Annotated in this window: 30 protein-coding genes and 1 tRNA gene; 19 read left to right on the top strand and 12 right to left on the bottom strand. The window is 55.1% G+C overall.

Annotated features, from left to right (window positions below; genetic code table 11):
• Nucleotides 1-53: 53 nt before the first annotated feature.
• The 14 genes from F8561_RS08245 (at nucleotide 54) to F8561_RS08180 (ending at nucleotide 11,484) form a co-directional block, all read left to right on the top strand.
• On the top strand, nucleotides 54-695 hold the full coding sequence (locus F8561_RS08245; RefSeq protein ID WP_151887330.1) for a phage baseplate assembly protein V: 642 nt from the start codon (nucleotides 54-56) through the stop codon (nucleotides 693-695).
• Entirely contained in the window at nucleotides 692-1,042 is a 351-nt protein-coding gene (locus F8561_RS08240) for a GPW/gp25 family protein (protein ID WP_047956125.1), read from the top strand. Before F8561_RS08245 ends, F8561_RS08240 begins: the two co-directional genes overlap by 4 nt.
• A 5-nt stretch (nucleotides 1,043-1,047) precedes the next feature.
• On the top strand, nucleotides 1,048-1,956 hold the full coding sequence (locus F8561_RS08235) for a baseplate assembly protein (protein ID WP_151887329.1): 909 nt from the start codon (nucleotides 1,048-1,050) through the stop codon (nucleotides 1,954-1,956).
• Nucleotides 1,949-2,479, top strand: a complete 531-nt coding sequence (locus tag F8561_RS08230) for a phage tail protein I (RefSeq protein WP_032678995.1) — start codon at nucleotides 1,949-1,951, stop codon at nucleotides 2,477-2,479. Before F8561_RS08235 ends, F8561_RS08230 begins: the two co-directional genes overlap by 8 nt.
• A gap of 11 nt (nucleotides 2,480-2,490) precedes the next feature.
• Complete coding sequence (locus tag F8561_RS24340; protein WP_226778016.1) at nucleotides 2,491-4,272, top strand: phage tail protein; 1,782 nt, start codon at nucleotides 2,491-2,493, stop codon at nucleotides 4,270-4,272.
• Entirely contained in the window at nucleotides 4,269-4,790 is a 522-nt protein-coding gene (locus F8561_RS08220; protein WP_192938252.1) for a tail fiber assembly protein, read from the top strand. Before F8561_RS24340 ends, F8561_RS08220 begins: the two co-directional genes overlap by 4 nt.
• A gap of 124 nt (nucleotides 4,791-4,914) precedes the next feature.
• Nucleotides 4,915-6,102: a phage tail sheath protein gene (locus tag F8561_RS08215; RefSeq protein ID WP_025202978.1), complete on the top strand. Its 1,188-nt coding sequence runs from the start codon at nucleotides 4,915-4,917 to the stop codon at nucleotides 6,100-6,102.
• Nucleotides 6,103-6,113: 11 nt separating this feature from the next.
• Nucleotides 6,114-6,632: a phage major tail tube protein gene (locus tag F8561_RS08210; protein ID WP_014171681.1), complete on the top strand. Its 519-nt coding sequence runs from the start codon at nucleotides 6,114-6,116 to the stop codon at nucleotides 6,630-6,632.
• Nucleotides 6,633-6,688: 56 nt separating this feature from the next.
• Entirely contained in the window at nucleotides 6,689-6,997 is a 309-nt protein-coding gene (locus F8561_RS08205) for a phage tail assembly protein (RefSeq protein WP_014171680.1), read from the top strand.
• Between the two features lie 32 nt (nucleotides 6,998-7,029).
• Nucleotides 7,030-7,149 (top strand): GpE family phage tail protein, encoded by a 120-nt coding sequence (locus F8561_RS08200; protein ID WP_014171679.1) that lies wholly within the window; start codon nucleotides 7,030-7,032, stop codon nucleotides 7,147-7,149.
• Nucleotides 7,142-9,589: a phage tail tape measure protein gene (locus tag F8561_RS08195; RefSeq protein WP_151887327.1), complete on the top strand. Its 2,448-nt coding sequence runs from the start codon at nucleotides 7,142-7,144 to the stop codon at nucleotides 9,587-9,589. The genes F8561_RS08200 and F8561_RS08195 overlap by 8 nt, the downstream gene beginning before the upstream one ends.
• 11 nt (nucleotides 9,590-9,600) lie before the next feature.
• A complete protein-coding gene (locus tag F8561_RS08190) occupies nucleotides 9,601-10,065 on the top strand; it encodes a phage tail protein (protein ID WP_014171677.1) in 465 nt (154 codons plus the stop codon).
• Nucleotides 10,062-11,216 carry a phage late control D family protein gene (locus F8561_RS08185; protein WP_151887326.1) on the top strand — a complete coding sequence of 385 codons (1,155 nt, stop codon included), beginning with the start codon at nucleotides 10,062-10,064 and terminating at the stop codon, nucleotides 11,214-11,216. Before F8561_RS08190 ends, F8561_RS08185 begins: the two co-directional genes overlap by 4 nt.
• A 67-nt stretch (nucleotides 11,217-11,283) precedes the next feature.
• Nucleotides 11,284-11,484: an ogr/Delta-like zinc finger family protein gene (locus F8561_RS08180; protein ID WP_025202983.1), complete on the top strand. Its 201-nt coding sequence runs from the start codon at nucleotides 11,284-11,286 to the stop codon at nucleotides 11,482-11,484.
• 81 nt (nucleotides 11,485-11,565) lie between these two features.
• Here the strand turns inward: F8561_RS08180 and F8561_RS08175 are convergent.
• A tRNA-Ile gene (locus F8561_RS08175) sits at nucleotides 11,566-11,641 on the bottom strand.
• A gap of 124 nt (nucleotides 11,642-11,765) precedes the next feature.
• Between F8561_RS08175 and mug the strand changes: the two genes are divergently transcribed.
• The 4 genes from mug (at nucleotide 11,766) to F8561_RS08155 (ending at nucleotide 14,115) form a co-directional block, all read left to right on the top strand.
• Nucleotides 11,766-12,272 (top strand): G/U mismatch-specific DNA glycosylase, encoded by a 507-nt coding sequence (gene mug / locus F8561_RS08170; RefSeq protein ID WP_151887361.1) that lies wholly within the window; start codon nucleotides 11,766-11,768, stop codon nucleotides 12,270-12,272.
• Nucleotides 12,273-12,474: 202 nt separating this feature from the next.
• Nucleotides 12,475-12,975, top strand: coding sequence for a hypothetical protein (locus F8561_RS08165; protein WP_151887325.1), 501 nt, complete (start codon nucleotides 12,475-12,477; stop codon nucleotides 12,973-12,975).
• Nucleotides 12,976-13,027: 52 nt separating this feature from the next.
• On the top strand, nucleotides 13,028-13,633 hold the full coding sequence (locus tag F8561_RS08160; RefSeq protein WP_014171673.1) for a hypothetical protein: 606 nt from the start codon (nucleotides 13,028-13,030) through the stop codon (nucleotides 13,631-13,633).
• 14 nt (nucleotides 13,634-13,647) lie between these two features.
• Nucleotides 13,648-14,115: a hypothetical protein gene (locus tag F8561_RS08155; RefSeq protein WP_226778015.1), complete on the top strand. Its 468-nt coding sequence runs from the start codon at nucleotides 13,648-13,650 to the stop codon at nucleotides 14,113-14,115.
• A 48-nt stretch (nucleotides 14,116-14,163) separates the two neighbouring features.
• Here F8561_RS08155 and rpoD read toward each other — a convergent pair whose 3' ends face one another.
• The 3 genes from rpoD to rpsU form a co-directional block, all read right to left on the bottom strand.
• Nucleotides 14,164-16,011, bottom strand: coding sequence for an RNA polymerase sigma factor RpoD (gene rpoD, locus F8561_RS08150; RefSeq protein WP_020883616.1), 1,848 nt, complete (start codon nucleotides 16,009-16,011; stop codon nucleotides 14,164-14,166).
• 150 nt (nucleotides 16,012-16,161) lie between these two features.
• Nucleotides 16,162-17,907, bottom strand: coding sequence for a DNA primase (gene dnaG, locus F8561_RS08145; RefSeq protein WP_025202985.1), 1,746 nt, complete (start codon nucleotides 17,905-17,907; stop codon nucleotides 16,162-16,164).
• A 114-nt stretch (nucleotides 17,908-18,021) separates the two neighbouring features.
• Nucleotides 18,022-18,237: a 30S ribosomal protein S21 gene (gene rpsU / locus F8561_RS08140; RefSeq protein ID WP_001144069.1), complete on the bottom strand. Its 216-nt coding sequence runs from the start codon at nucleotides 18,235-18,237 to the stop codon at nucleotides 18,022-18,024.
• A 236-nt stretch (nucleotides 18,238-18,473) separates the two neighbouring features.
• Here rpsU and tsaD point away from each other — a divergent pair, with 236 nt between their 5' ends.
• Complete coding sequence (gene tsaD, locus F8561_RS08135) at nucleotides 18,474-19,487, top strand: tRNA (adenosine(37)-N6)-threonylcarbamoyltransferase complex transferase subunit TsaD (protein ID WP_151887324.1); 1,014 nt, start codon at nucleotides 18,474-18,476, stop codon at nucleotides 19,485-19,487.
• 40 nt (nucleotides 19,488-19,527) lie between these two features.
• Here tsaD and ureG read toward each other — a convergent pair whose 3' ends face one another.
• The 8 genes from ureG to F8561_RS08095 are packed head-to-tail and all read right to left on the bottom strand — an operon-like array spanning nucleotide 19,528 to nucleotide 25,013.
• Complete coding sequence (gene ureG, locus F8561_RS08130; protein ID WP_020883619.1) at nucleotides 19,528-20,145, bottom strand: urease accessory protein UreG; 618 nt, start codon at nucleotides 20,143-20,145, stop codon at nucleotides 19,528-19,530.
• A 9-nt stretch (nucleotides 20,146-20,154) separates the two neighbouring features.
• Nucleotides 20,155-20,829 (bottom strand): urease accessory protein UreF, encoded by a 675-nt coding sequence (locus F8561_RS08125; RefSeq protein ID WP_025202997.1) that lies wholly within the window; start codon nucleotides 20,827-20,829, stop codon nucleotides 20,155-20,157.
• Nucleotides 20,829-21,368: a HupE/UreJ family protein gene (locus F8561_RS08120; protein ID WP_020883621.1), complete on the bottom strand. Its 540-nt coding sequence runs from the start codon at nucleotides 21,366-21,368 to the stop codon at nucleotides 20,829-20,831. Before F8561_RS08120 ends, F8561_RS08125 begins: the two co-directional genes overlap by 1 nt.
• A 9-nt stretch (nucleotides 21,369-21,377) precedes the next feature.
• Nucleotides 21,378-21,842: an urease accessory protein UreE gene (gene ureE, locus F8561_RS08115; RefSeq protein ID WP_020883622.1), complete on the bottom strand. Its 465-nt coding sequence runs from the start codon at nucleotides 21,840-21,842 to the stop codon at nucleotides 21,378-21,380.
• Between the two features lie 9 nt (nucleotides 21,843-21,851).
• Complete coding sequence (gene ureC, locus F8561_RS08110; RefSeq protein ID WP_151887323.1) at nucleotides 21,852-23,555, bottom strand: urease subunit alpha; 1,704 nt, start codon at nucleotides 23,553-23,555, stop codon at nucleotides 21,852-21,854.
• A complete protein-coding gene (locus F8561_RS08105) occupies nucleotides 23,548-23,862 on the bottom strand; it encodes an urease subunit beta (protein ID WP_063214087.1) in 315 nt (104 codons plus the stop codon). Before F8561_RS08105 ends, ureC begins: the two co-directional genes overlap by 8 nt.
• 10 nt (nucleotides 23,863-23,872) lie before the next feature.
• Nucleotides 23,873-24,175: an urease subunit gamma gene (locus F8561_RS08100; RefSeq protein ID WP_003862556.1), complete on the bottom strand. Its 303-nt coding sequence runs from the start codon at nucleotides 24,173-24,175 to the stop codon at nucleotides 23,873-23,875.
• Between the two features lie 10 nt (nucleotides 24,176-24,185).
• Complete coding sequence (locus F8561_RS08095; RefSeq protein ID WP_151887322.1) at nucleotides 24,186-25,013, bottom strand: urease accessory protein UreD; 828 nt, start codon at nucleotides 25,011-25,013, stop codon at nucleotides 24,186-24,188.
• Nucleotides 25,014-25,094: the final 81 nt, after the last annotated feature.

The raw sequence follows: 25,094 nt of genomic DNA, 5'->3' as shown, positions 1-25,094 counted from the left end.
GCATAAAACCCCGTCTCGTTGCTGCCGATCCCCCTGAAGGGCATTCTCTTCTCATGAATACACTCACTTCCATGCACGGTATCGCTCGCGCGATCCGTAACCTGATTCGTATCGGTGTTGTCACCGATGTTGACCTCAACAGAGGGCTCTGCCGCGTCCAGTCCGGAGGGATGAAAACCACCTGGCTGAACTGGCTGACCTGTCGCGCCGGCCGTTCGCGCGTGTGGTGGGCACCGTCCGAGGGAGAACAAGTGCTGCTGCTGGCCATCGGCGGTGAGCTTGATACCGCCTTCGTGCTGCTAGGTATCTTTTCCGATGACCACCCGGCGCCGTCAGGTTCCCCTGACGCACTCCACGTCTCGTTCCCTGATGGGGCGGTTATCGAGTACGAGCCCGGGAGCGGAGCACTCACGGCCACAGGCATTAAAACGGCTGACATCACAGCCTCTGAATCACTCACCGCCACCGTACCGGTGGTCCTGGTGAAGTCTGAGACGCGCATCACCCTGGATACACCTGAGGTGGTGTGTACCAACAAGCTAATTACCGCCTCTCTTGAAGTGCAGAAGGGCGGGGTAATGGCCGGCAATATTGAGCATTCCGGCGGTAAATTCACCTCCAATGGGGTGCAGGTGGACAACCATGCTCACGGCAGTGTGCAAAGCGGCGGAAGCTGGACTAAGGGGACGCAATGACGGAGCGCTACAGGGGAATGAACAGTCAGACCGGGCTCAGCATTTCAGAGGCTGAACATATCAGACAAAGCGTGCGGGACATTCTGGTCACGCCGATTGGCTCGCGGGTGATGCGCCGCGAGTACGGTTCACTGCTGGCGGCAATGATCGACAGGCCGCAGAGTCCGGCGCTGCGCCTGCAAATCATGGCCGCATGTTACTCCGCTATCCAGAAATGGGAGCCGCGGATCAGCCTGACGGCCATCACTTTCGAACGTTCGGAGAATGACGGGACGCTGTATGTCGATCTCACCGGCACCCGCCAGACCTCCGGACATTCCTTTTCTATCACTATTTCATTGAGTTAAACGCTATGGCTATTGTTGATCTGAGCCAGCTCGCCGCGCCGGATGTCGTGGAGGAGGTGGATTACGAAACGCTGCTGGCAGAACGAAAGGCCACTTTTGTCTCGCTCTATCCCGAAGAAGAGCAGGAGGCAATTGCACGAACGCTGACGCTTGAGTCAGAGCCGATTGTGAAACTGCTGCAGGAGAATGCGTATCGGGAAGTTATCTGGCGCCAGCGCGTTAACGAGGCCGCGCGTGCGGTCATGCTGGCCTACGCCACCGGTAACGATCTCGACCAGCTTGGGGCTAATGCTAACCTTGCGCGTCTGGTGATAACACCTGCCGACGACACGACGTTTCCGCCCACACCGGCTGTGATGGAGTCTGACACCGACTTTCGTTTGCGTATCCAGCAAGCCCCGGAAGGGCTGAGCGTGGCGGGATCGACGGGGGCTTATCAGTTCCATGGCCGCAGCGCGGATGGCCGGGTGGCGGACATCTCTGTCATCAGTCCTCAGCCTGCGAACGTTACCGTCTCCGTGCTGTCCCGGGAGAATAACGGCGTGGCGTCTGAAGAGCTGCTGGCCATTGTTCGCAACGCGCTGAACGACGAGGACGTCAGGCCCGTTGCCGATCGTGTGACCGTTCAGTCCGCCAGCATTGTCGACTATCGCATTGCGGCTTCTCTTTTCCTCTTCCCAGGTCCCGAAAGCGAGCCAGTGCTCAACGCGGCAAGGGGCCGGCTGCAGGCCTATATAACGGCACAGCACCGGCTCGGGCGGGATATTCGTAAGTCCGCCATTTACGCTGCACTGCATGTTGAGGGTGTACAACGCGTCGAACTGACCGCGCCTGCGGCCGATATTGTGCTTGATGAAACCCAGGCCTCATGGTGCAGCCAGTACAGCGTAACCGTCAGGGGAAACGATGAGTAATACCCGATTGTTACCGGTGGGGTCGTCGCCGCTTGAGGTCGCGGCGGCGCGCGCCTGTGCCGACATTGAGAATACCCCCGTCCCGCTTCGTCACCTCTGGAATGCCGACACCTGTCCGGCAAATCTGTTGCCCTGGCTGGCGTGGGCGTTTTCGGTTGATCGCTGGGATGAAAACTGGCCGGAGGCCACCAAGCGCGATGTTATCCGCAATGCATGGTTTATCCATGCACACAAAGGAACGATCGGCGCAGTACGCCGCGTGGTGGAGCCACTTGGCTATCTGATCAACGTGACGGAGTGGTGGCAAACCAACGACCCGGCAGGCACGTTTCGCCTGGACATTGGCGTGCTGGAAACCGGCATCACCGAAGAAATGTATTACGAAATGGAGCGGCTTATTGCTGATGCAAAGCCTGCCAGCCGACATCTTATCGGCCTCAATATCATTCAGGACGTTCCGGGCTATCTCTATACCGGTGCCCTGAGCTATGACGGCGACATCATCACGGTTTACCCCGGATAAGTGAGAGCACAATGACAGTGAAGTATAAAACGGTTATCACCAAAGCCGGCGCCGAAAAACTGGCTGCCGCAACCGTCCCGAACGGGAAGAAAGTGAATTTTACGGCGATGGCGGTGGGTGATGGCGGCGGCACGTTGCCGATGCCGGATGCCAGTCAGACCAGGCTTGTGAATGAAGTCTGGCGTCATGCCTTGAATAAAATCAGTCAGGACAACAAAAAGCGGAACTATGTGATCGCAGAACTCCTCATTCCTCCCGAAACAGGCGGTTTCTGGATGCGAGAAATGGGGCTTTATGATGACACCGGGACGCTAATTGCTGTCGGGAACATGGCTGAAAGTTACAAGCCATTGTTGGATGAAGGCTCAGGTCGCGCGCAGACTGTGAGGATGGTGATCATGGTCAGCGATATCGCCTCGGTCGAGCTCTCAATAGATACTTCTATGGTCATGGCGACGCAGGAGTATGTAGACGAGAAGCTTGAAGAGCATGAACAATCCCGCCGTCATCCGGATGCCTCGACCAAGGATAAAGGCTTTACACAACTCAGCAGTTCGACCGACAGTACGTCTGAGGCACTCGCCGCAACACCGAAAGCGGTCAAGGCCGCCTATGATCTTGCAGCCGGGAAATACACGGCTCAGGACGCCACTACAGGACAAAAGGGTATTGTTCAACTCAGTAGCACAATTGATAGTGTATCCGAGTCTCTTGCAGCAACACCTAAGGCTGTGAAAATAGTTGGCGATGACCTCTCAAAACTAAAAAGCAGCCTGGGTACGGCAGCAACCAAAAACATACAGGAAGCTCCAGACGATATTACTCCAGGTCGGGTGCTGGTAAATGGTGGTGCAGTTGCTATCAGAGGAGTGTCTGCGAGAGCCAGCACGGGACTTTCAAATGCCGATGCTCTGCCATCCAATTCAGTTAGCTTTTGTTATTCGAATGCAATAAATTCACCAGGTTATGAGGCAACTATCCTCGATATTGGTGGGCTTAGCGGTTATCGGGTGCAGTATGCTGCATCTTATGGTGATGGTGGTAAACAGCTTAAATTCCGCTCCCTTAATGGCGATAACAATGTCTGGGGGGGCTGGACAAAGGTCATCACTAATCATGGCGGAAGTGTTTCGTACTTGTCAGATGCAACTTATTACCAGACGAATCCCACAGGTTGGTACGGCTCTGGCGCTTTTGCTGATCAGTATCAAAACAATGCTGCACCATTTTTGATGCCAAAAGGATATCAATCTCCTAACGGTACTTCTATTTATCTACCGATAATTAAGGGCTTTTCGGAAACTGTCGGTCATGGTTATGGAACAGCGATAAGTTTTGGCGTTTATCGCACTGGCACCAACGCTTTTGGAGCGGCGATTATCAATTTAACTGGCGATGCCAGGAATAGTGTTAATTTTCTGTTTGATATTAACGGTAATTTTGATGCCCCTGGGCAAGTTACTAGCGGTGGTAATATTGTTGCCGGGCAGGGTTTATTTGAATCAGGCGGAGCGGTACGAGTTTACTCGTCAAATAACCCACCTCCACAACAGGATTTAAGTCCTTATGCAAGGCAAGACTGGACGTTGCAATACTTTGTTCGAGATGTAGCAATGGGGGCAGAAGGGTCATTCATAATTATGCAAAACGGTTGGCAACGGGTTCCGGCTGGATGCGCAATGACTGGATGGAATGCAGAAGGTCAAAACCCCGGCGGGGATACTATTTTTTATCGTCCGATTCAAAAGTACATGTCTAATATTGGATGGATTACGGTAGGTCATACAGCATGATTACACTTAAAAATTTCGTTCAATATGAACCAGAATATAAAGAATTTTTGTTTAATGCTATATTTATTCAATCAGAGGAGGGGCTGGACTGGTATTACCATATGTCACGTTTTCAGCCTGATACACTGAAGATTTGCTTTGACAAAAATAATATTATTCGCTCTTTCAGTCATCAGGTTGATCGCCTCTTTCCTCTGGGGATGTCTGTTTCGGAAGTCGAACCAACAGAAGTGCCAGAAGGGCTGAATATACACGGTGACTGGGTGTGGAATGGCACTAAAATTATTCCACGTCAGTTGACAAGGGAGGAATTAATTCAACAGGCGGAAACCAGAAGAAGTGAATTGCTTGCCGAAGCTTCGGATACTATCGCCCCCCTTCAGGACGCTTCAGAACTCGGCATTGTAACAGACGAGGAAGCTGCCACGCTGTTGCTCTGGAAGCACTATCGGGTGATGCTAAACCGGCTGGATCTCAGCACTTCACCAGAAATTGAATGGCCAGAACGCCCTGCCTGACCCCAAACCCTCCATCCGGAGGGTTTTTCGTTTGTTGTGTAATCCTTTCTCCAACCCCAATACGTCGCATCAATCGTGCGCGCCACAGACAATAGCCTCACCACTAAACGAAGGAGTTAAACGGATGGGCGACTATCATCACGGCGTGGAAGTCATCGAAATCAACGATGGCACCCGCACCATTTCCACCGTCTCGACGGCAATCATCGGCATGGTCTGTACGGCCAGCGATGCGGACGACAAGACATTTCCTTTAAACGAGCCTGTGCTCATTACCAACGTGCAAACCGCGATTGCGAAAGCCGGGAAAATGGGGACGTTGTCCGCTTCCCTGCAGGCGATTGCCGATCAGTGTAAACCGGTTGTTGTTGTCGTGCGTGTCGCTGAAGGCACCGCTGATACCGCTGAGGAAGCACAGAAAGAGACTATCTCTAATATCATCGGTACAACCGATGAAAACGGTAAATATACCGGTCTGAAAGCGCTCCTTACCGCGAAAACGGTCACTGGCGTTAAGCCACGTATTCTCGGTGTTCCGGGGCTGGATTCTCAGGAAGTGGCGACCGCGCTGGCCGCCATGTGCCAGAGCCTGCGCGCGTTTGGCTATGTCAGTGCATGGGGTTGTAAAACCATTTCAGCCGCTATCGATTACCGCAAAAACTTCAGTCAGCGCGAGTTGATGGTGATTCACCCTGATTTTCTGGCGTGGGATACCACCACCAACACGACGACCCACGCCTGGGCCACTGCACGTGCTCTCGGCCTGCGCGCCAAAATCGACCAGACGATTGGCTGGCACAAAACCCTGTCCAACATCGGCGTTAACGGTGTCACAGGTGTAAGCGCCTCCGTGTCCTGGGATCTGCAGGAACAAGCGACCGATGCGAACCTGCTTAACCAGGCCGGCGTCACCACGCTTATTCGTAACGACGGCTTCAAATTCTGGGGCAACCGTACCTGTTCAGACGATCCGCTCTTCGTCTTTGAAAACTACACCCGTACCGCGCAGGTGTTGGCCGATACCATGGCCGAAGCACACGCATGGGCAATGGATAAACCCATTACGCCAACGCTCATCCGCGACATCGTTTCCGGTATCAATGCCAAATTCCGTGAGCTGAAAACCAACGGCTATATCGTTGATGGCACTTGCTGGTATGACCCGGAATCAAATGATGCATCGACCCTGAAAGCGGGGAAATTGTACATCGATTACGACTACACCCCTGTCCCGCCGCTGGAGAACCTGACCCTGCGCCAGCGCATCACCGATACCTATCTGGCAGACCTGTCCGATTCGGTTAACAGCTAAGGAGCTGAAGCATGGCGTTACCACGCAAACTTAAATATCTGAACATGTTCAACGATGGCCTGAGTTATATGGGCGTTGTTGAGTCTGTCACCTTACCGAAGCTCACCCGCAAACTGGAGAAGTATCGCGGCGGCGGTATGCCGGGCTCGGTCTCTGTCGACCTCGGCCTGGACGATGATGCCCTGGCGCTTGAGTGGACCATTGGCGGTCTGCCGGACGTCGCGCTGTGGGCACAGTATGCCTCTCCGGGCGCGGACAGCGTGCCTCTGCGCTTTACCGGCTCCTTCCAGCGTGACGACACGGGCGAAATCTCCGCCGTCGAAATCGTCATGCGAGGCCGTCATAAAGAGTTTGATGGTGGTGAAAACAAGCAGGGCGAGAGCGGCACCACCAAGATGTCCACCGAGTGCGCTTACTACCAGCTGACCATCGATGGCAAAGAGATCATCGAAATTGACATCATCAACATGGTGCTGAAAGTCGACGGCGTCGATCGTCTGGCGGAACACCGTAAGGCGATTGGCCTGTAAACCTTTAACCGGCCGGGACTGCCGGCCGGTAAGTTAACTTTCTGAAGAGTAACCAAATGGAAAATATCAACGAGACCGTCATTAACGAAAGCGAAAACCCGAACACCATTACGCTCGACACCCCCGTCCTGCGCGGCGAGCAAAAAATCGAAAAGGTGACCGTCGCAAAACCCAACGCGGGGACCCTGCGTGGGGTATCGCTGGCGTCGCTGGCACAATCTGACGTCGATGCGCTGATTAAAGTGCTGCCGCGAATGACCTCGCCGGCCCTGACCGAGCATGAGATTGCGCGTCTGGATGCTTCCGATCTGCTCTCTTTTGCGGGCAAGGTGATCGGTTTTTTGTCACCGGCTTCGGCTCGCTAACATTTCCCGAAAACCTGTCGGTCGATGATCTGATGGCGGATATCGCGGTGATCTTTCACTGGCCGCCGTCAGAGCTGTACTCGCTGAGCATGACCGAACTCCTTATATGGCGCGAAAAGGCGCTGCAGCGAAGCGGAAACTACCATGAGTAATAATGTCAGACTTCAGGAGTTGCTTAAGGCAGTCGACCGGGCAAGCCGACCGCTTAACGCTATCCAGAACGCCAGTCTCTCTCTCGCGGCCAGTATCCGCGATTCTGAGGCGGCGTTGCGCGCGCTTGATGAACAGGCGGGCCGCATTAACGGCTTCAGAAAAGCCAACGAACAGCTCGCCGTGACGGGGCAGTCTCTTGCCCGGGCGAAACAGCAGACCGCGGAGCTGGCGCTCCAGCTCAAAAACACCCAGACCCCAACCCGTGACCAGGCGGATGCGCTGGCGGCAGCCCGCCAATCTGCCGCCGCGCTTAAGCTTGAGTACAACAGTTTACGCCAGTCAGTGCAGCGCCAGCGCGGTGAGCTGGCGCAGGCAGGGATTAATACGCGCACGCTGTCGTCAGATGAGCGTCGTTTAAGACAGGGTATCAGCGAAAAAACGCTACAACTAAATCGACATAAAGAGGCGCTTGCCAGGGTCAATCAGCAACAGGAGCGGCTTAATACCGTTCAGAACCGCTACGAGTCTGGCAAACGTGTTGCCGCGGGTGTGCAGCAGTTTGCTAATGCGAGCGCAGGAATGGCAAAGGCGGGCTTTAATCAGACGTCCCGCTTTATTGCCCCAGGCATCCGTTTTGAAAAGCAGATGTCTGCCATACAGGCAAGCCTGGGTCTGCAGAAGGGGGATACCAGGCTGGAGGCCATTCGCCAGCAGGCACGGGATGTCAGCGTCAGTACAGGAACCTCTACAGATGTGGTCACCCGGGCGCAGGGCGAGCTGGCCCGGTCAGGCTATGACGCCGACGGGGTGGTGGCCGCCACTGTGCCGACGGTCAACCTCAGCCTCGCTGGGAATATTGATGCCGCCAAAGCGGTCGACATCATCCGCAGCACGCAGGCCTCGTTCAACCTGGCGAATACGGATGTTGAACGCGTTGCAGATGTCCTTACCCGCGGTTTCACTGCGTCAAATACCAGTCTCACCGAACTGAGTACCGCCGTTGCATCCGCCGCACCTGCCGCCGGAGAAGCCGGCGCCAGCCTTGAGGAGACCACCGCGCTGCTTGGTATTCTGATGGAAAAGGGGATGAAAGGGGCAGATGCCGGCGCAGAGGTTAGCGCCATGTTGAGCCGCCTGCAGACGCCGGATGGGCAGCGTTCTGCAGCGCTGAATGAACTGAAGGTGCAAACCCGGGATGGTGAGGGTAATCCACTGCCGACAGAGAATATCCTCAAGGCGATCTCTGCCTCATTCGAAAACAGCAAAATCGGTGCGGCTCAACAAACGGAATACCTGAAGGCCATTTTCGGTGCGGATGCGATGCAAGGCGCAGGTGTACTGGTTTCAGCGGCTGGGAATGGAACACTGGATAACAAGCGCCAGACACTCCAGGGCGCGAGGGGGAGCACCGCGCTGACAGCCTCGGTTCAGGGCGATAACCTCGAGGGTGATATCAGCAAGTTCCAGGCTGCATTAAACGGCCTGAAGATTGATGTCTTTGATAAGGCCGATGGTGCCCTGCGCACGCTGATCTCAACCGCGACCGGATGGCTTAGTACGCTCTCTCTCTGGATCAACGCTAACCCTGCACTGACGCAAGCCCTGGTCAGCGTGGTTATGGGCGCACAAGCCTTTGCCGGTGTCCTGGGCACGCTAGGTATGGTGGTCGCCCCCATTGTGTCAGGCCTGAATCTGGTGATAACCGCTGCCGGGATGCTGGGCACGGTATTCAGCGTAGTGGGGGGGAGCATCATGACGGTGCTGGGCGCCCTGAGCTGGCCCGTTATTGCTCTCGGAGCGGCAATTGCCGCCGGCGCTTTACTGATTCTTAAATACTGGGAGCCCATTAGCGCCTTCTTTGGTGGGGTGATTGAGGGGCTTTCTGCGGCCTTCGCGCCGCTGGGCGAGCTGTTCTCTCCGCTGTTACAGGCCTTTGGTTTCATTTCAGAAAAACTGGGCGGGATCTGGCAGTGGTTCATCGATCTGATTGCGCCGATTAAGGCGACGCAGGAAACGCTCGACAGCTGCAAAAATGTCGGCGTGGCATTCGGTCAGGCGCTGGGAGATGCGCTAATGGCGCCGCTAAATCTCTTTAACAGCCTGCGCGGCAAGGCCAGCTGGCTGCTGGAGAAACTCGGCGTCATAAAAAAAGAGTCGGGCAATATCGACTCGGCTGTACCGAAAGAAGGCACATCCTCTGCTGACGCCGGCAGTGCCTGGGACCCGGCGTCACCTGTTTACAGCGGCTTCATAGGATACCAGCCGATGGCAGCAGCGGGAGGGCGTTCTTACATCGATCAGAGTAAAAGTGAATACAACTTCACGCTGCAGGGGAGCGCAGTCTCCGGAACGGATCTGACACGTCAAATCCGGGAGGCTATAGAGAGCAGTGAGCAGGTAAAAGCGAGACGGCAGCAATCCAGCTTTATGTATGGTTAAGGAGAGAGAAAATGTTAATGGTGCTGGGTCTGTTTGTCTTTGAACGACGAACCTTACCGTATCAGTCAATGGTATTTACAAAAGACTACCGCTGGGCATCCAACGAACGCATCGGGAAACCCAAAGCCTGGCAGTACCTTGGCGAAGGTGAGACATCCTTTAACCTTTCCGGATTACTTTATCCGGAGCTCACGGGAGGGCGGCTTTCTCTCAAGGCGGTTGAGCTGATGGCGAATGAAGGGCGGGCATGGCCGTTGATAGACGGTACCGGCATCATTCACGGCATGTTTATCATTGAGAAAGTCACGCATACGCATTCGGATTTTTACAGCGATGGCACTGCCCGGAAAATTGATTTTACCCTGGTACTGAAACGCGTGGACGAATCGCTGATGACGACGTTTGGCGACCTGAGAACGCAGGCCTCAGAGCTGGTGGAAAGCGCACGTAATAGCATTGGAGGGCTGGTGGGATGATCACCGAAATGAATATCCGGGCGGGTGGGAAAATCGCCCCTGATTTTATGCTTAAGCTTGACGAGCGCGATATCACGCAAAATTTCAGCCATCGTCTTATCAGTTTGACCATGACCGACAAACGTGGGCTGGAAGCCGATCAGCTGGATATTCTACTGGATGATTCCGACGGGTTGTTAGACCTGCCTGCCCGGGGGGCAAGACTGTCCTTATGGCTGGGATGGGAGGGAACACCGCTCCAGCCGAAAGGGGAGTTTACGATAGATGCGATTGAATTCCGGGGCACGCCGGACACGCTGACCATCCGGGGATGCAGCGCAGATTTTCGTGGGAAGCTCAACGTGCGGCGCGAACAGTCGTGGCATGACACGACGATCGGCGCGATAGTCAACACCATTGCTCAGCGTAACCAGTTTACCGCCAGCGTCGGGGCGGGACTTGCATCCATCGCCATTTCTCATATCGATCAGTCACAGGAGACTGACGCGGCGTTTCTCTCCCGCCTGGCCGAACGTAATGGTGCATTTGTTTCAATCAAAGCCGGGAAGGTTATTTTTATGAAAGCGGGCCATGCCGTGACGGCCAGTGGCACACCGCTTCCCTTAATGATGATTGAGCGTGGGGATGGCGATCGGCACCTTTTTTCCGTCGCTGACCGTGAAAATTATTCCGGCGTGACGGCCAAATGGCTGCAAACGCGTGACCCAAAACAACAAAATACTCAATTGAGTATTGCTCGTCAGCCCGGGGGGCAGCCGACAGAAGGACTACAGCACCCGGCTGCCGCTGCACCGGTAGCGGGAGCAGGAGGCAAGGCAGAGAAGCCGCAAGAGAGGCTGGTGGGGTCGGCGGAAAACGTTTTTGAGCTCACCACGGTTTATGCCTCTGAAGAGCAGGCGCTCAGGGCTGCGGAGGCGAAGTGGCGCGCGCTTCAGCGGGGTGCCGTGAATTTTTCCATCCAGCTGGCGCTGGGACGCGCCGATCTGTATCCCGAAACGCCGGTGCTGGTCAACGGCTTTAAACGGGTCATTGACGAGCAGGCGTGGATTATCAACGAGGTGGTTCATACTCTCAGCGAGAGTGGGTTTACCACGCAACTTAAGCTTGAGCTGAACGTCGCGGATGAAAAATTTTCTATCGCAAATGAGTAATGTATTTGCTATTGGTTTCTTTTTGGGTATTATTAATTCACAAATTGTGAATTATGTGGAGGGGTACATGTTTCATTGTCCTAAGTGCAAGCATTCCGCGCATGCGCGTACCAGTCGCTATTTAAGTGAAAATACCAAAGAGCGCTATCACCAGTGCACCAATGTGGACTGCAGCTGTACGTTTGTGACGATGGAGTCCGTGGAGCGTCTGATTGCGACACCTGGCGCCGCTGAGCGTGTCCGAACGGCTTCGCAGACCCACGGTTAGCGACTGCGCCACCGGCTCAAAAAAACCAATAAAAAAGCCACTCAATAGAGTGGCTTAATCATTTGATTCTACAGCTAAATTTGGTGGCCCCTGCTGGACTTGAACCAGCGACCAAGCGATTATGAGTCGCCTGCTCTAACCACTGAGCTAAGGGGCCGTGGCGGTGAATTATAGAGGAACTCCCTTCAGCAATCCAGCCATTCACACCTGCCTGCTGTTTTTATAAACAATGCATAATCAATCCTTTATACTTCCATAAGGATGTATCAATGGGAGTAGAGATGATCAACGATATTCTGGCCCCGGGCTTGCGGGTGGTGTTTTGCGGGATTAACCCTGGGAAGTCCTCGGCGCACACCGGTTTTCACTTTGCCCATCCGGGGAATCGCTTCTGGAAGGTTATCTATCAGGCCGGGTTTACCGACAGGCTACTGAAGCCTGAAGAGGAGCAGCACCTGATGGACACGCGCTGTGGGATTACCATGCTGGTCGAGCGGCCCACGGTACAGGCGAGTGAGGTGAACCTGCATGAACTGCGCAGCGGTGGGCGGGAGCTGATTAAGAAGATTGAAGATTATCAGCCGGCAGCGCTGGCCATCCTGGGCAAGCAGGCTTACGAACAGGCGTTCAGTCAGCGCGGTGCGCAGTGGGGCAAACAGGCCATCACCATTGGCGTCACGCAGGTGTGGGTACTGCCGAACCCGAGCGGGCTTAACAGGGCAACGCTGGATAAGCTGGTGGAGGCGTATCGGGAACTGGATGAGGCATTGGTGAGCAGGGGATTATAATATATTCTTGTTTTACCCTGCGTTGCATCTCATTATTATGTAGTGCTTCTTAAACATCATTAATCTCGGCTTCATTAAACACACTCACTTCTAACGCGGGGGAACACTTCCTCCGTGTCTATATTCTTTTATGCGATTAATACTTTACCTGTCTTATTCAGATTGCCTGTTGCAGTGAATAAAAACGACCCATGAGGTAAGTATGAATAATAAAATTAACCACCATTTTTTGCAGGCTTACCCAGTCATTTTTTCCGGCTTACCAGCAATGAGCTCAGAAAATGAAAAGGAACTGATTCAGTTTTGTGAAAGCTATCCACATTACGTTTTATCCGCAATGCCCTGGGCTGCAGCGGAGATCGCAGGTGTCTGTGGGTTTCCTACACTGTTTCATATGATTTACGACTTTGGCGGTAGGAAAATATATCTTCCAAAAAAACAGGAACGCTTTAAAAAACTCTACGACATTGATATTTCAGTCGAACAGTATAACCGATTGTTAAAGCGTGTGGATTCGGCCGGGAATATTGAATTGCCTTCAGCCTGGGGTGTCTTTATCGCCATTCGTCGTGCGGCGATGCAAATGGCCATGCGGGATAATGTCTCCTCGACAGAATTAACACGTACGTTTGGAGTAAGTATGCGAAATATAAGAATGATTCGTTCTACCACCGATAAACAAAAAGGAGGTGAAGTACTTTAGTCAGTATTAATTTGAAATAAACACAATATCACAATCTTAAGAGGAACAAAAAATGTCACAACAATACACACTTACTTTTCAAAACAACACGCGTAACTACGGAAAAATTTGCGTCTACCAGACGGCACCGGATATTGCCGACCCGCAATTGATGTCTCTGGCATGGTTTACTGAACCCGCGCACCCAACCACCCGCGTTCAGTTTACATGGACCATTGATTACGCGTTTATCTGGGATGAAACTGGTCCGCTGGTGCCGGGTGTGAAATTTGATGCTTCGCAAACATGGTCTGCCGATCTCACTAAAAATAACAACGTTACGCTGACCGCTTCCCGCAACGCGTTAACCTTCCGGGATCAAGTCACTGGTGGACGTCCGGGCACGCTTTACGTTCATAACGATAATACGGTGCCTTTTGATCAGGTCTCCGTGGGTATCGCTATGTCAGGAGCGGGAACCTTTGCCAAAGAGGCGCAGCCGAATTTGCAGTTCTCCTATACGCCGCATCCCGTTTATTGGGTGACTTTCGGCGATTATGAAACAGGTGAAGTGCTGGATACGGTGAGCATCACCAATGCCCAGCAAATCAGCTTTAACCCTAATGTCTATAACGTGGATGTCGTGCTTAATCTCGACAACACCTGGACTGTGAAATAATTCAGAGGAGAGTGATGATGATTATTGTCGTATGTACTGACGATCCCGAACTGGTGGATATTGCGGCCGAGTCTGTCCTTAACGAGCCGGAAGTACTTCTCAGCTACTATAAAATTTTCCATAGTGCTATTCCGCCCCTGGAAATTGAAGAAGATCTGTTTATTATTGCTCACGGTGCGTTCCAGGGTGATGAAGGGAGGCCAGTGATCGGCGATCGGGATGGTGCCCGTGACTTTTATCTCAATGGCGAGCAGTGTTTTATCAATATTCGTTCTTTGATCCCACCCGGATATAAAGGACGCGTTTTTGTCGACGCATGTCAGTCGGCAACCGACTCGCGAAAAATTGACAGCTTCATTACCACGTTGCAGAAACAGTTCTTGCTAAATTCTCTCAATACACTGGTCTATGGGATTAATGGCGACAGCTCGGGATTGATTCCACTTCCCGACGATTCAAAATGGCGTCTGGCGAAACTTTAAAAAAAAGCCCCGATGATAAGTCGGGGCTTTATATTGCATGGCTGGAGATTAATCGTCCAGGAAGCTACGCAGTACTTCAGAGCGGCTTGGATGGCGCAGTTTACGCAGCGCCTTCGCTTCGATCTGACGGATACGTTCGCGGGTAACGTCGAACTGTTTACCCACTTCTTCCAGCGTATGGTCGGTGTTCATATCGATACCGAAACGCATACGCAGCACTTTTGCTTCACGGGCGGTCAGGCCAGCCAGAACGTCGTGCGTTGCAGCACGCAGGCTCTCGGTCGTTGCAGAGTCCAGCGGCAGCTCGAGGGTGGTATCCTCGATGAAATCACCCAGATGCGAATCTTCATCATCACCGATTGGTGTTTCCATGGAGATTGGCTCTTTGGCGATCTTCAGCACTTTACGGATCTTGTCTTCCGGCATCAGCATGCGCTCAGCCAGCTCTTCCGGCGTTGGCTCGCGGCCCATCTCCTGCAGCATCTGGCGGGAAATACGGTTGAGCTTGTTGATGGTCTCAATCATATGCACCGGAATACGGATGGTGCGCGCCTGATCCGCGATAGAGCGGGTGATAGCCTGACGGATCCACCAGGTAGCATAGGTGGAGAACTTATAACCACGACGGTATTCAAACTTATCAACCGCTTTCATCAGACCGATGTTGCCTTCCTGAATCAGATCCAGGAACTGCAGGCCACGGTTGGTGTACTTCTTGGCGATAGAGATAACCAGACGCAGGTTCGCTTCAACCATCTCTTTCTTCGCACGGCGGGCTTTCGCTTCGCCGATGGACATACGACGGTTGATGTCTTTAACCTGCTCAATGGTCAGGCCGGTCTCTTCTTCAATCTGATGCAGTTTCTGCAGGCCGCGGAACACGTCTTCTTTCACGTCATGCAGTTTTTCAGACCACGGCTTGTTCATCGCGATAGCCGCGTTGAACCAGGTTTCGCTGGTTTCGTTGCCGGTGAAGAGGGTGATGAAGTTCTTCTTCGGCATTTTGCACTGCTCAACGCACAGTTTCATGATGATGCGTTCCTGGGTACGTACGCGATCCATCATCACGCGCATGCTGTTAACCAGGTAGTCGAACTGTTTAGGCACCAGACGGAACTGTTTGAAGACTTCAGACAGTTTCAGGATCTCTTCCTGTGCGGCTGCGTGGCTGCGACCTTTTGCTTTGATGGTGTCACGCGTGACTTCGTACTGGGTACGCAACTCGGCAAACTTCTCGCGCGCCAGTTCCGGGTCGATGCTGTTGTCATCATCGGCGGTGTCGTCGTCGGCATCTTCCTCATCTTCGTCTTCGTCATCATCCATCTCTTCCTGAGACAGTTCAGAACCCACGTGAGTGGCGGTCGGTGCCATATCTTCTTCAGCGTTCGGGTCGACAAAACCGGTGATCAGGTCAGACAGGCGCGCTTCTTCCGCTTCAACACGATCGTACTGCTCCAGCAGATAGGTGATCGCTTCCGGGTATTCGGCAACAGAGCACTGAACCTGGTTGATCCCGTCTTCGATGCGTTTCGCGATGTCAATTTCGCCTTCGCGGGTCAACAGTTCAACGGTACCCATTTCGCGCATGTACATGCGGACCGGGTCAGTGGTACGCCCGATTTCAGATTCCACGCTGGACAGGACCTGTGCAGCAGCTTCTTCCGCATCTTCGTCAGTGTTGTTGGAGGTTTCAGCCAGCAACAGATCATCGGCATCAGGTGCTTCTTCCATCACCTGAATACCCATGTCATTGATCATTTGGATGATGTCTTCGATTTGATCTGAATCGACGATATCTTCCGGCAGATGGTCATTGACCTCGGCATAGGTCAGATAGCCTTGCTCCTTACCGCGTTGGACAAGAAGTTTCAGCTGTGACTGCGGGTTTTGCTCCATAAGACGGTATCCACACTTAATTCGTTTGATTGGTGTCGGCGATGGGGCTGCCAACCTTTAAAGCGAGGGCGTACTTATATTTGTGCCGCTGCCTCTCAGTGCGGCTGCCGGGGGCTTCCCGATCGATATTCGGCACTTAAGCCGTTGAATTCATTTTTTTGCCAGCTCCTGGTTCAGCATCCAGAGTTCCCGGCGTTCTTCGCTGCTTAAGCCGTGTGTGCGCTCGCGAGCTATCAACTCTTCCTGGCGCAGCTCAAGCATCGAATCAAACATATGGTTGAGTGAGTCGGTGAACGTTTTTTCTGCAATGTCCTTATCTGCTATATCGTCCCACATCGACAGTTTTTCAAGGGTAGCAGCCTCTTTTGTGCCGCGATAATGTTCTAAAAGTTGTCCGGTGGTCAGACCTGGCTGAGACAAACAAGTGTTGACCAATTCTGAAAATAAGCCAAGCCCGGGCAATTTTTCGTGGTTCAAACCCGCCAGCGATGGCACTTGCGGAGCAAGTTCGGGGTTTTGAACCAGTAACCCTATCAGTATACGCATGGTTGTGCGTTTTAGCTGAGGCGCGGGACGAACCGCACCGTTTTCAGACTGTTTAGGCATTAAACGTTCAAGCTGGCTGTCATCCAGAATGCCGAGCTTGTTGCCTAGCTCCTGACGCAGATAGATGCGCAGCGTTTCGCCGGGCACCTGACTGATTAACGGCAGCGCCAGCGTGCTGAGCTGCGCGCGCCCGTCAGGGGTACTCAAATCGACCTGCGGCATCAGGCTGTTAAACAAAAACGTGGAGAGCGGCTGAGCCTGCTCCATCCGCGCTTCAAACGCCGCTTTGCCCTCTTTACGCACCAGCGTATCCGGGTCTTCACCGTCGGGCAGGAACATAAAACGTAACTGACGCCCGTCGGTCATATAAGGCAGTGCGGTTTCCAGCGCACGCCAGGCGGCGTCGCGCCCTGCACGGTCACCGTCGTAACAGCAGATGACATTGTTAGTCACCCTGTACAGCAGCTGAATGTGATCGGCTGTGGTCGAGGTGCCCAGAGATGCAACCGCATAGTTGATGTCGTACTGCGCCAGCGCGACGACATCCATATAGCCTTCGACGACCAGAAGGCGCGGAGGTTCCGCGTTATCCTTCAGCGCCTCATAAAGACCGTAAAGCTGGCGGCCTTTATGAAAAATATCGGTCTCCGGGGAGTTGAGGTACTTCGGCAGGGCATCACCCAGCACGCGACCACCAAAACCAATCACCCGGCCACGCTTGTCGCGGATCGGGAACATCACCCGTTCGCGGAAGCGGTCGTAGCTTCGTCCCTGGTCATTGGTGACCAGCATGCCGGCATCGATAAGAGACTTACGATCTTCGCTATTGCCGCCAAAACGCTTTAACACGTTGTCCCAGCCGGGCGGGGCGTAACCAATAGCGAAACGCGCAATCACATCGTCACTCAGTCCGCGCGCTGTCAGGTACTGACGCGCAGGCTCAGCAGCAGCGTGCTTAAGAGACTGTTGATAAAACGAGTTCAGACCATCCATCAGTTGGTACAGCGTCTGCCGTTGATGGCGCTCGATCTGGCTTGGTCCACTGCCTGCTTCATACGGCACTTCAAGGTTGTGCATCGCCGCCAGTTCTTCGACGGTTTCAACGAACTCGAGCTTGTCGTAGTTCATTAAAAAATCGACAGCATTACCGTGAGCACCACAGCCGAAGCAATGGTAAAACTGCTTTTCACCGTTTACGGTGAAGGAGGGGGTTTTTTCGTTATGGAAAGGACAGCACGCATGGTAGTTCTTGCCCTGCTTTTTCAGCTTTACCCGCGCGTCGATGAGATCGACGATGTCGGTTCTGGCTAGCAGGTCATTGATGAATACGCGTGGGATTCGTCCGGCCATATGCCCCAAAATTTTTAGTAACTCATAAACGAAAACAAGCCGCGCATTCCTTCCGGAAGCACGGCCTTACGACTACAACTCTGTCTGTCATTGAGGGCTGAGGCCCTCAATTGATTAGTACAGACGAGTACGGCGTGCGTTTTCGCGAGCCAGTTTCTTCGCGTGACGTTTCACAGCAGAAGCTTTAGCGCGCTTACGTTCGGTCGTTGGTTTTTCATAGAACTCACGACGACGAACTTCAGCCAGAACACCTGCTTTCTCGCATGAACGTTTGAAGCGACGCAGTGCAACGTCGAACGGCTCGTTTTCACGTACTTTAATTACCGGCATGTAACTCTCACCTTTGATAAATTCGGTTTGCCGCTGGCATCAACGCCAGCTTATTTCAAAATGGTGCGGAATTTTACTGCAAATGCTGCTGCTTTGTAAAGCACCGACGCGTTTTTGAAAGGGACTTTAATAAGGGTGAGGAGTATACACGAGGCTTCTTCCTGGGGCGAACAAAGTTTTACATCAATCCGCATTGGCCCTACACTGCGCGGTATTGAAACGAGGTAAAACAAGTCATGCGTGTACTGGGTATTGAAACATCCTGCGATGAGACCGGCATCGCCATTTACGACGACGAAAAAGGGCTTCTTGCCAACCAACTGTATAGTCAGGTGAAATTACACGCTGACTACGGCGGCGTCGTGCCTGAACTGGCTTCTCGTGACCACGTGCGTAAAACGGTTCCCCTGATTCAGGCGGCGCTGAAAGAAGCCGGGTTGAGCTCTACTGATATTGATGCTGTAGCGTATACCGCAGGCCCGGGCCTGGTGGGTGCGCTGCTGGTCGGCGCAACGGTGGGCCGTTCGCTGGCATTCGCGTGGGATGTGCCGGCCATTCCGGTTCACCATATGGAAGGGCATCTTCTGGCGCCGATGCTGGAAGATAATCCGCCTGCGTTTCCTTTTGTGGCGCTGCTGGTTTCAGGTGGCCATACCCAGCTGATTAGCGTAACGGGGATTGGCAAGTATGAGCTGCTCGGCGAGTCCATTGACGACGCAGCCGGTGAGGCCTTCGACAAAACGGCCAAACTGCTGGGTCTGGATTATCCTGGCGGTCCGATGCTTTCGAAAATGGCATCGCAGGGCACGGAAGGGCGTTTCGTCTTCCCGTGTCCGATGACTGACCGTCCAGGGCTGGATTTCAGCTTTTCCGGTCTGAAAACCTTCGCGGCCAATACCATTCGCAATAATGACGATAGCGAGCAGACCCGTGCTGATATCGCCCGTGCGTTCGAAGACGCGGTGGTCGATACCCTGATGATCAAATGCAAACGCGCACTGGAAAAGACCGGCTTTAAGCGTCTGGTGATGGCCGGGGGCGTCAGCGCCAACCGCACGCTGCGTGCAAAACTCGCGCAGATGATGCAAAAGCGTGGTGGGGAAGTATTTTATGCCCGTCCGGAATTCTGTACCGATAACGGGGCGATGATCGCCTACGCGGGCATGGTGCGTCTGAACGCTGGCGCGACTGCCGATCTGAGCGTCTCTGTACGTCCACGCTGGCCGCTGGCGGAGTTGCCGGAGGCGTAATTTCTGACCCTCTCCCGCCAGGGAGAGGGGATTTATACGGTTACACCCGCAACATCCCTTTCTCTTCCAGAAATGTCACGATCGTCGCCAGTCCGTCGCCCGCCTTCAGATTGGTGAAGGTCCACGGGCGCTCGCCGCGCATGCGGTGGGTGTCACGCTCCATCACTTCCAGTGAGGCCCCCACATAGGGCGCCAGGTCGGTTTTGTTGATCACCAGAAAATCGGATTTGGTTATCCCTGGGCCGCCCTTACGCGGGATCTTCTCCCCTTCAGCGACGTCAATCACGTAGATCGTCAGGTCAGCCAGCTCCGGGCTGAAGGTGGCGCTCAGGTTGTCACCGCCGCTTTCAACGAAGATCAGGTCCAGATTGCCGAACTTTTCGCTTAACGCTTCTACTGCCGCCAGGTTCATTGAGGCATCTTCGCGGATTGCGGTATGCGGGCAGCCGCCCGTCTCCACGCCCACGATGCGCTCTGGCTCAAGGGCGCCCGCTTCGGTGAGAATGCGCTGATCCTCTTTGGTGTAGATATCGTTGGTCACCACTGCCAGGTGATAGGTGTCGCGCATTGCTTTGCAGAGTGCTTCCAGTAACGCGGTTTTGCCCGACCCCACCGGGCCGCCCACGCCCACGCGCAGGGGATGTTTGTAATCAGCCATGTTGTCTCCTCAGGAACGGAATAATCGTGAATATTGTGTTTCGTGGCGCGCAGAGGCGATGGCCGACAGCGGCGTTGCCGCACCCAGCGCGTCGTCGCCACGCGAAAATGCCGGTTCAAGCCCGGCGGCAAAGTGGTCGCTCAGGTCGATAATCAGCTGCTGCGCCGCCTGTTGCCCGAACGGCACCAGCTTGACGCCCGCCATGACCGCGCTCTCAATCCAGCTGTAGCCCAGGCTCAGGGCCAGCTCATGGGCGCTAATGCCCCAGCGTACTCCGAGCCACGCCATGCCGCTGAGCTGGCTTTGCATAAACAGCGTCCGCCACTCTGCCGGACAGTCCGGCTCCCAGCTTTTGAGCAGGCGCGTAAAGGCCGCCCCGCGGTTGCGTTCCTCTTCACGCAGTTCACGCGTTTCCCGGCAGGCGAGAAGGTAGGCCGTCCAGCGTGTTGCCGTCGCCAAATCGTTTTGCTCGCACGCCTGATAAAGTCGGGAAAACAGCGGCAGATCGACACAGAACAAGCTCTGCTCCATCTGCAGGATCTGCCAGTTTTTGAACGCCTCAGCATCGGGGACCCAGCCTGCTTCTACGGCCCACTCCAGCCCCTGCGACCAGGTGAATGAACCGACCGGAAGGCTGCTGCTGGAGAGCTGCATCAGGCGCAGCCGCTGGCGGACGTGCTCCATCAGCTCATCAGCGCCAGCAGCGCAGAGACAATCAGCCCGCCACCAAAGGTTTTACGCAACCCGTCGTGACGGCGCAGCAGTAACCCGGCGGCGAAGCTGGCGCACAGCACCGTGGCACTGGCAAACATAAAGCCGCTGGTGAAGAGCCAGAAGTTGTGGCCAGACATCTCTACCCCGTGCGCCCAGCCGTGGAACATTGCCAGCGCCGGCACGGCCAACAGCAGGCGATTTTCGGTTTTAAACATCATCGCGCCGCAGACCGCCAGCGAGGCGATAATCAGCATTTCCATGCCGCTAAAGCCGCCAAGCAGGCTGCCTGCAACGGCCCCGGCCAGCATCATGCCGAGAGTGGCAAGAGGCAGCAGCAGCTTGCGCCCGCTCAGGGCCGAAAGTACGCCCGCACCGGTTAGCATCAGCAGATGATCAAGACCCGTCAGCGGATGGAAAAAACCGGCCTGAAAGCTGTCTGTGCCGTGTCCGGGATGCGCCAGGGCAGGAAGAGAAAAGGCCAGCAGTAACAGAGGTAAAAACGTACGCATGATGAATCCTTAATGTGAATGAGCGTGAGAGTGACTATGGCTGTGGGCATCGCTGGTATACGCCCCCGCTTCCGGTTCAAACGGGAGGGTGGCAAATGTCACCTCGAGCCCGAACTGGCGCAGCATGTCATCGAGCACATGATCGTGGTGGTAGCGCAGCTCGCCGGGCATGATCTGCAGCGGCACGTGGCGGTTGCCGAGGTGGTAGCAGGCGCGGGCGAGCAGGAACGGATCGTCGCAGCGCACCACGGAGACCGATTCCGGCGCGGCGATCACCTCGATCACCTCGCTGCCGTCGTCAGTGGTCAGCAGATCTCCCCCGCGCAGCAGCAGGCCGCGCGGCAGCATCAGCCCGGCTTCGCGGCCGTCATTCAGCGCCACGCGGGCACGGCTTTTTACCCGGACATCAATCGGCAGCGTGACGCTGGCGGTTATCGGATGGGCATGGTCAAGGCGTTGGGTCAGGTAGATCATCGTCACTCCTTAAAACAGGAAATAGCGTTGGGCCATCGGCAGAACGTCTGCCGGCTCGCTGGTAATGAGCTCGCCATCAACGCGAACCTCGTAAGTTTGTGCATCAACGGTGATGTTGGGCTGCAGACTGTTGTGGATCATGTCGGCCTTTTTCACCGTGCGGCAGCCTTTTACGACGGCTATGCCGCTCTGCAGGCTGAGCTGGTGCGAAATGCCCTTCGCATCGGCAGCCTGGGAGACAAACGTCAGCCGTGTCGCATGGCGTGCGGCGCCCAGCGAGCCAAACATCGGACGGTAATGGACCGGTTGCGGCGTTGGGATAGAGGCGTTGATATCCCCCATCGGCGCGCAGGCGATCATCCCGCCTTTCACAATGGTGGCGGGTTTGACGCCAAAGAACGCGGGGGACCAGACCACTAAATCCGCCAGTTTCCCGGCCTCAATCGAGCCCACTTCATGAGCAATCCCGTGGGTCAGCGCCGGGTTAATGGTGTATTTGGCGATATAGCGTTTCACGCGGTAGTTATCGTTGTTCCCGGTCTCTTCCGGCAGTGCGCCGCGCTGAACCTTCATACGGTGCGCCACCTGCCAGGTACGAATAATCACTTCGCCGACGCGACCCATTGCCTGGGAATCGGACGAGGTCAGCGAGAAGGCGCCGATATCGTGAAGGACATCTTCCGCGGCGATGGTCTCCCGGCGAATGCGTGATTCAGCAAAGGCCACATCCTCGGCGATATCCGGGTCGAGGTGGTGACACACCATCAGCATGTCGAGATGCTCGTCGATGGTATTCACCGTGTAGGGCAGCGTCGGGTTAGTGGAGGAGGGCAGAATATTCGGGTGCGCGCAGGCGGTAATAATATCCGGTGCATGTCCGCCGCCTGCCCCTTCCGTATGGAAGGTGTGAATGGTCCGCCCGCCGATAGCCGCCAGCGTGTCCTCAACAAACCCGGATTCGTTCAGCGTGTCGCTGTGCAGCGCCGCCTGAATATCCATCTCCTCCGCCACCGCCAGTGAGCAGTTGATGGCGGCCGGCGTCGCGCCCCAGTCTTCGTGGATCTTCAGCCCGATGGCACCCGCTGCGATCTGCTCGCGCAGGGCATCAGGGTTGGAACCGTTACCTTTGCCAAGCAGGCCGATATTCACCGGTAGTGTATCGGCCGCCTGCAACATCCGTGCGATATACCAGGGCCCCGGCGTACAGGTCGTGGCGTTGGTGCCTGCCGCAGGGCCCGTGCCCCCGCCAATCATGGTGGTGACGCCAGAGACCAGCGCCTCTTCCGCCTGCTGCGGGCAGATCCAGTGGATGTGCGTGTCGATCCCGCCGGCGGTGACAATTTTCCCTTCGGCGGCGATCACTTCTGTCGCTGCGCCAATCGGGATCGTGACCCCGGGCTGTATATCCGGGTTGCCGGCTTTACCCACGGCAAAGATCCGCCCGTTTTTTACGCCAATATCGGCTTTAACGATCCCCCAGTGATCGATAATCAGCGCGTTGGTCAGCACCAGATCCACGCAGCCGTCGGATGTCATCTGCCCCTGGCCCATACCGTCGCGGATCACCTTTCCGCCGCCGAATTTGACCTCTTCGCCGTAGACGGTGAGATCGTTTTCCACTTCTATCCACAGCTCGCTGTCGGCCAGACGCACTTTATCGCCAGTGGTGGGGCCGAACATATCGGCGTAGGCCTGGCGTGAAATTTCAGCCATTTTTCACCTCTCCCATCACCTCGCCGCGAAAGCCGAAAATACGCTGCGCGCCGCTGACCTGAACCAGCGTCACCTCGCGCTTCTGTCCGGGTTCGAAACGCACGGCGGTGCCTGCCGGAATATTCAGCCGATAGCCTCTGGTGGCTTCCCGGTCGAATTTCAGCGCCGGGTTAATCTCATAAAAGTGGTAGTGCGATCCCACCTGGATCGGCCTGTCGCCATGGTTTTCGACGATCACGTTTTGCGTGTCTCGCCCAACGTTGATCGCAATGTTTCCGGATTGGATCTGGTATTCGCCTGGGATCATCACGCGCTCCTTATACGATCGGGTTATGGACGGTGACGAGCTTTGATCCGTCCGGGAACGTCGCTTCCACCTGAATGTCGGGGATCATCTCCGGTACGCCTTCCATCACCTGGTCGCGCGTCAGGACGTGACGGCCCGCTTCCATCAGTGAGGCGACGGTTTCGCCATCGCGGGCGCCTTCCATAATAAACGCGCTGATCAGCGCGACTGATTCCGGGTAATTCAGTTTTACCCCGCGCGCAAGGCGGCGTTCGGCAACCAGCGCAGCGGTAAACAGCAACAGCTTGTCTTTTTCTCTGGGGGTCAGTTCCATAACGTTTCTCTTATGTCTGCCAGATACGCGGCGAACAGGCGGTTTTGGGGGTTAAAAGCGGGCGAAGCGACTGCCAGATATCGCGCATCACCCGCTGGCACATCAGGTTGTCGTGGGAGAGAAAACGCACCGACAGCAGATCGTCTGTGAGCGTTGCCCCGGCAAAGTGGCTCAGTGGCGTCAGCAGCTCGCGCACCGTTTCGAGGTGCGCTTCCCTGGCCGGAAAGAACAGCAGCGTGCCGACCCACGGGAGACCTGCAACGGGCGTGAGATCGCCATTGCTGAGGTGCTGACGTTCAATCAGCCGTGGCTCATCGTCGACCCAGATCTCAAGGCGGCTTTCCAGCGTGCCGTGGCTGAAGGTTTCGCCGATCACCGGGCGACCCAGACAGTACAATTCCCACGCCAGCAGCGTACTGGAAGCCTTCAGATGAAAAACGGAACGCAGGGCGGCATTCGCACCGGGAAAGACAATGGTGTCCTGCGGCAGCCACTCCAGCGTAGCCTCATCGTCGAGCCAGAAGTGCTGATTGAGACAGGCCTGCGGGCCGCTGCTGCGATAGAACTTGCTCGCGCCGGGCATGGTGATCAGCGCATGGCTTTTCGCGTCCAGATGCACCGAAATATCCAGCGTATCGCCGCCGACTATCCCGCCTGGCGGGTGCAGTAAATACAGGTGGCAGGTGTCGCCTTCGGGATAAAAAGGCCGCTGTACGGTGAGGGGCCCGAAGTGATGAGCAGCGTGCAGGAGGGTTTTCTCAGGGGTGTAACAAAACTGCAGGGCAAGCGATGCCTGCCAGCCTTTGTAAGAATTATCAGTGACCTGAGCTGCTAACATGCTGCATCCATCTGCTCATCATCGGGAGACGTTTCAGTATGCCCTGGCAGAAATGAAGGCTGTCATATGAGTCGCTTATGG

It is taken from the genome of Enterobacter sp. 198 (assembly GCF_009025585.1).
In the GTDB taxonomy this organism is placed as follows: Bacteria; Pseudomonadota; Gammaproteobacteria; order Enterobacterales; family Enterobacteriaceae; genus Enterobacter; species Enterobacter ludwigii.
The sequence above is the reverse complement of the archived record's forward strand: the minus strand, read 5'-3'. Positions and strand labels throughout refer to the sequence as shown.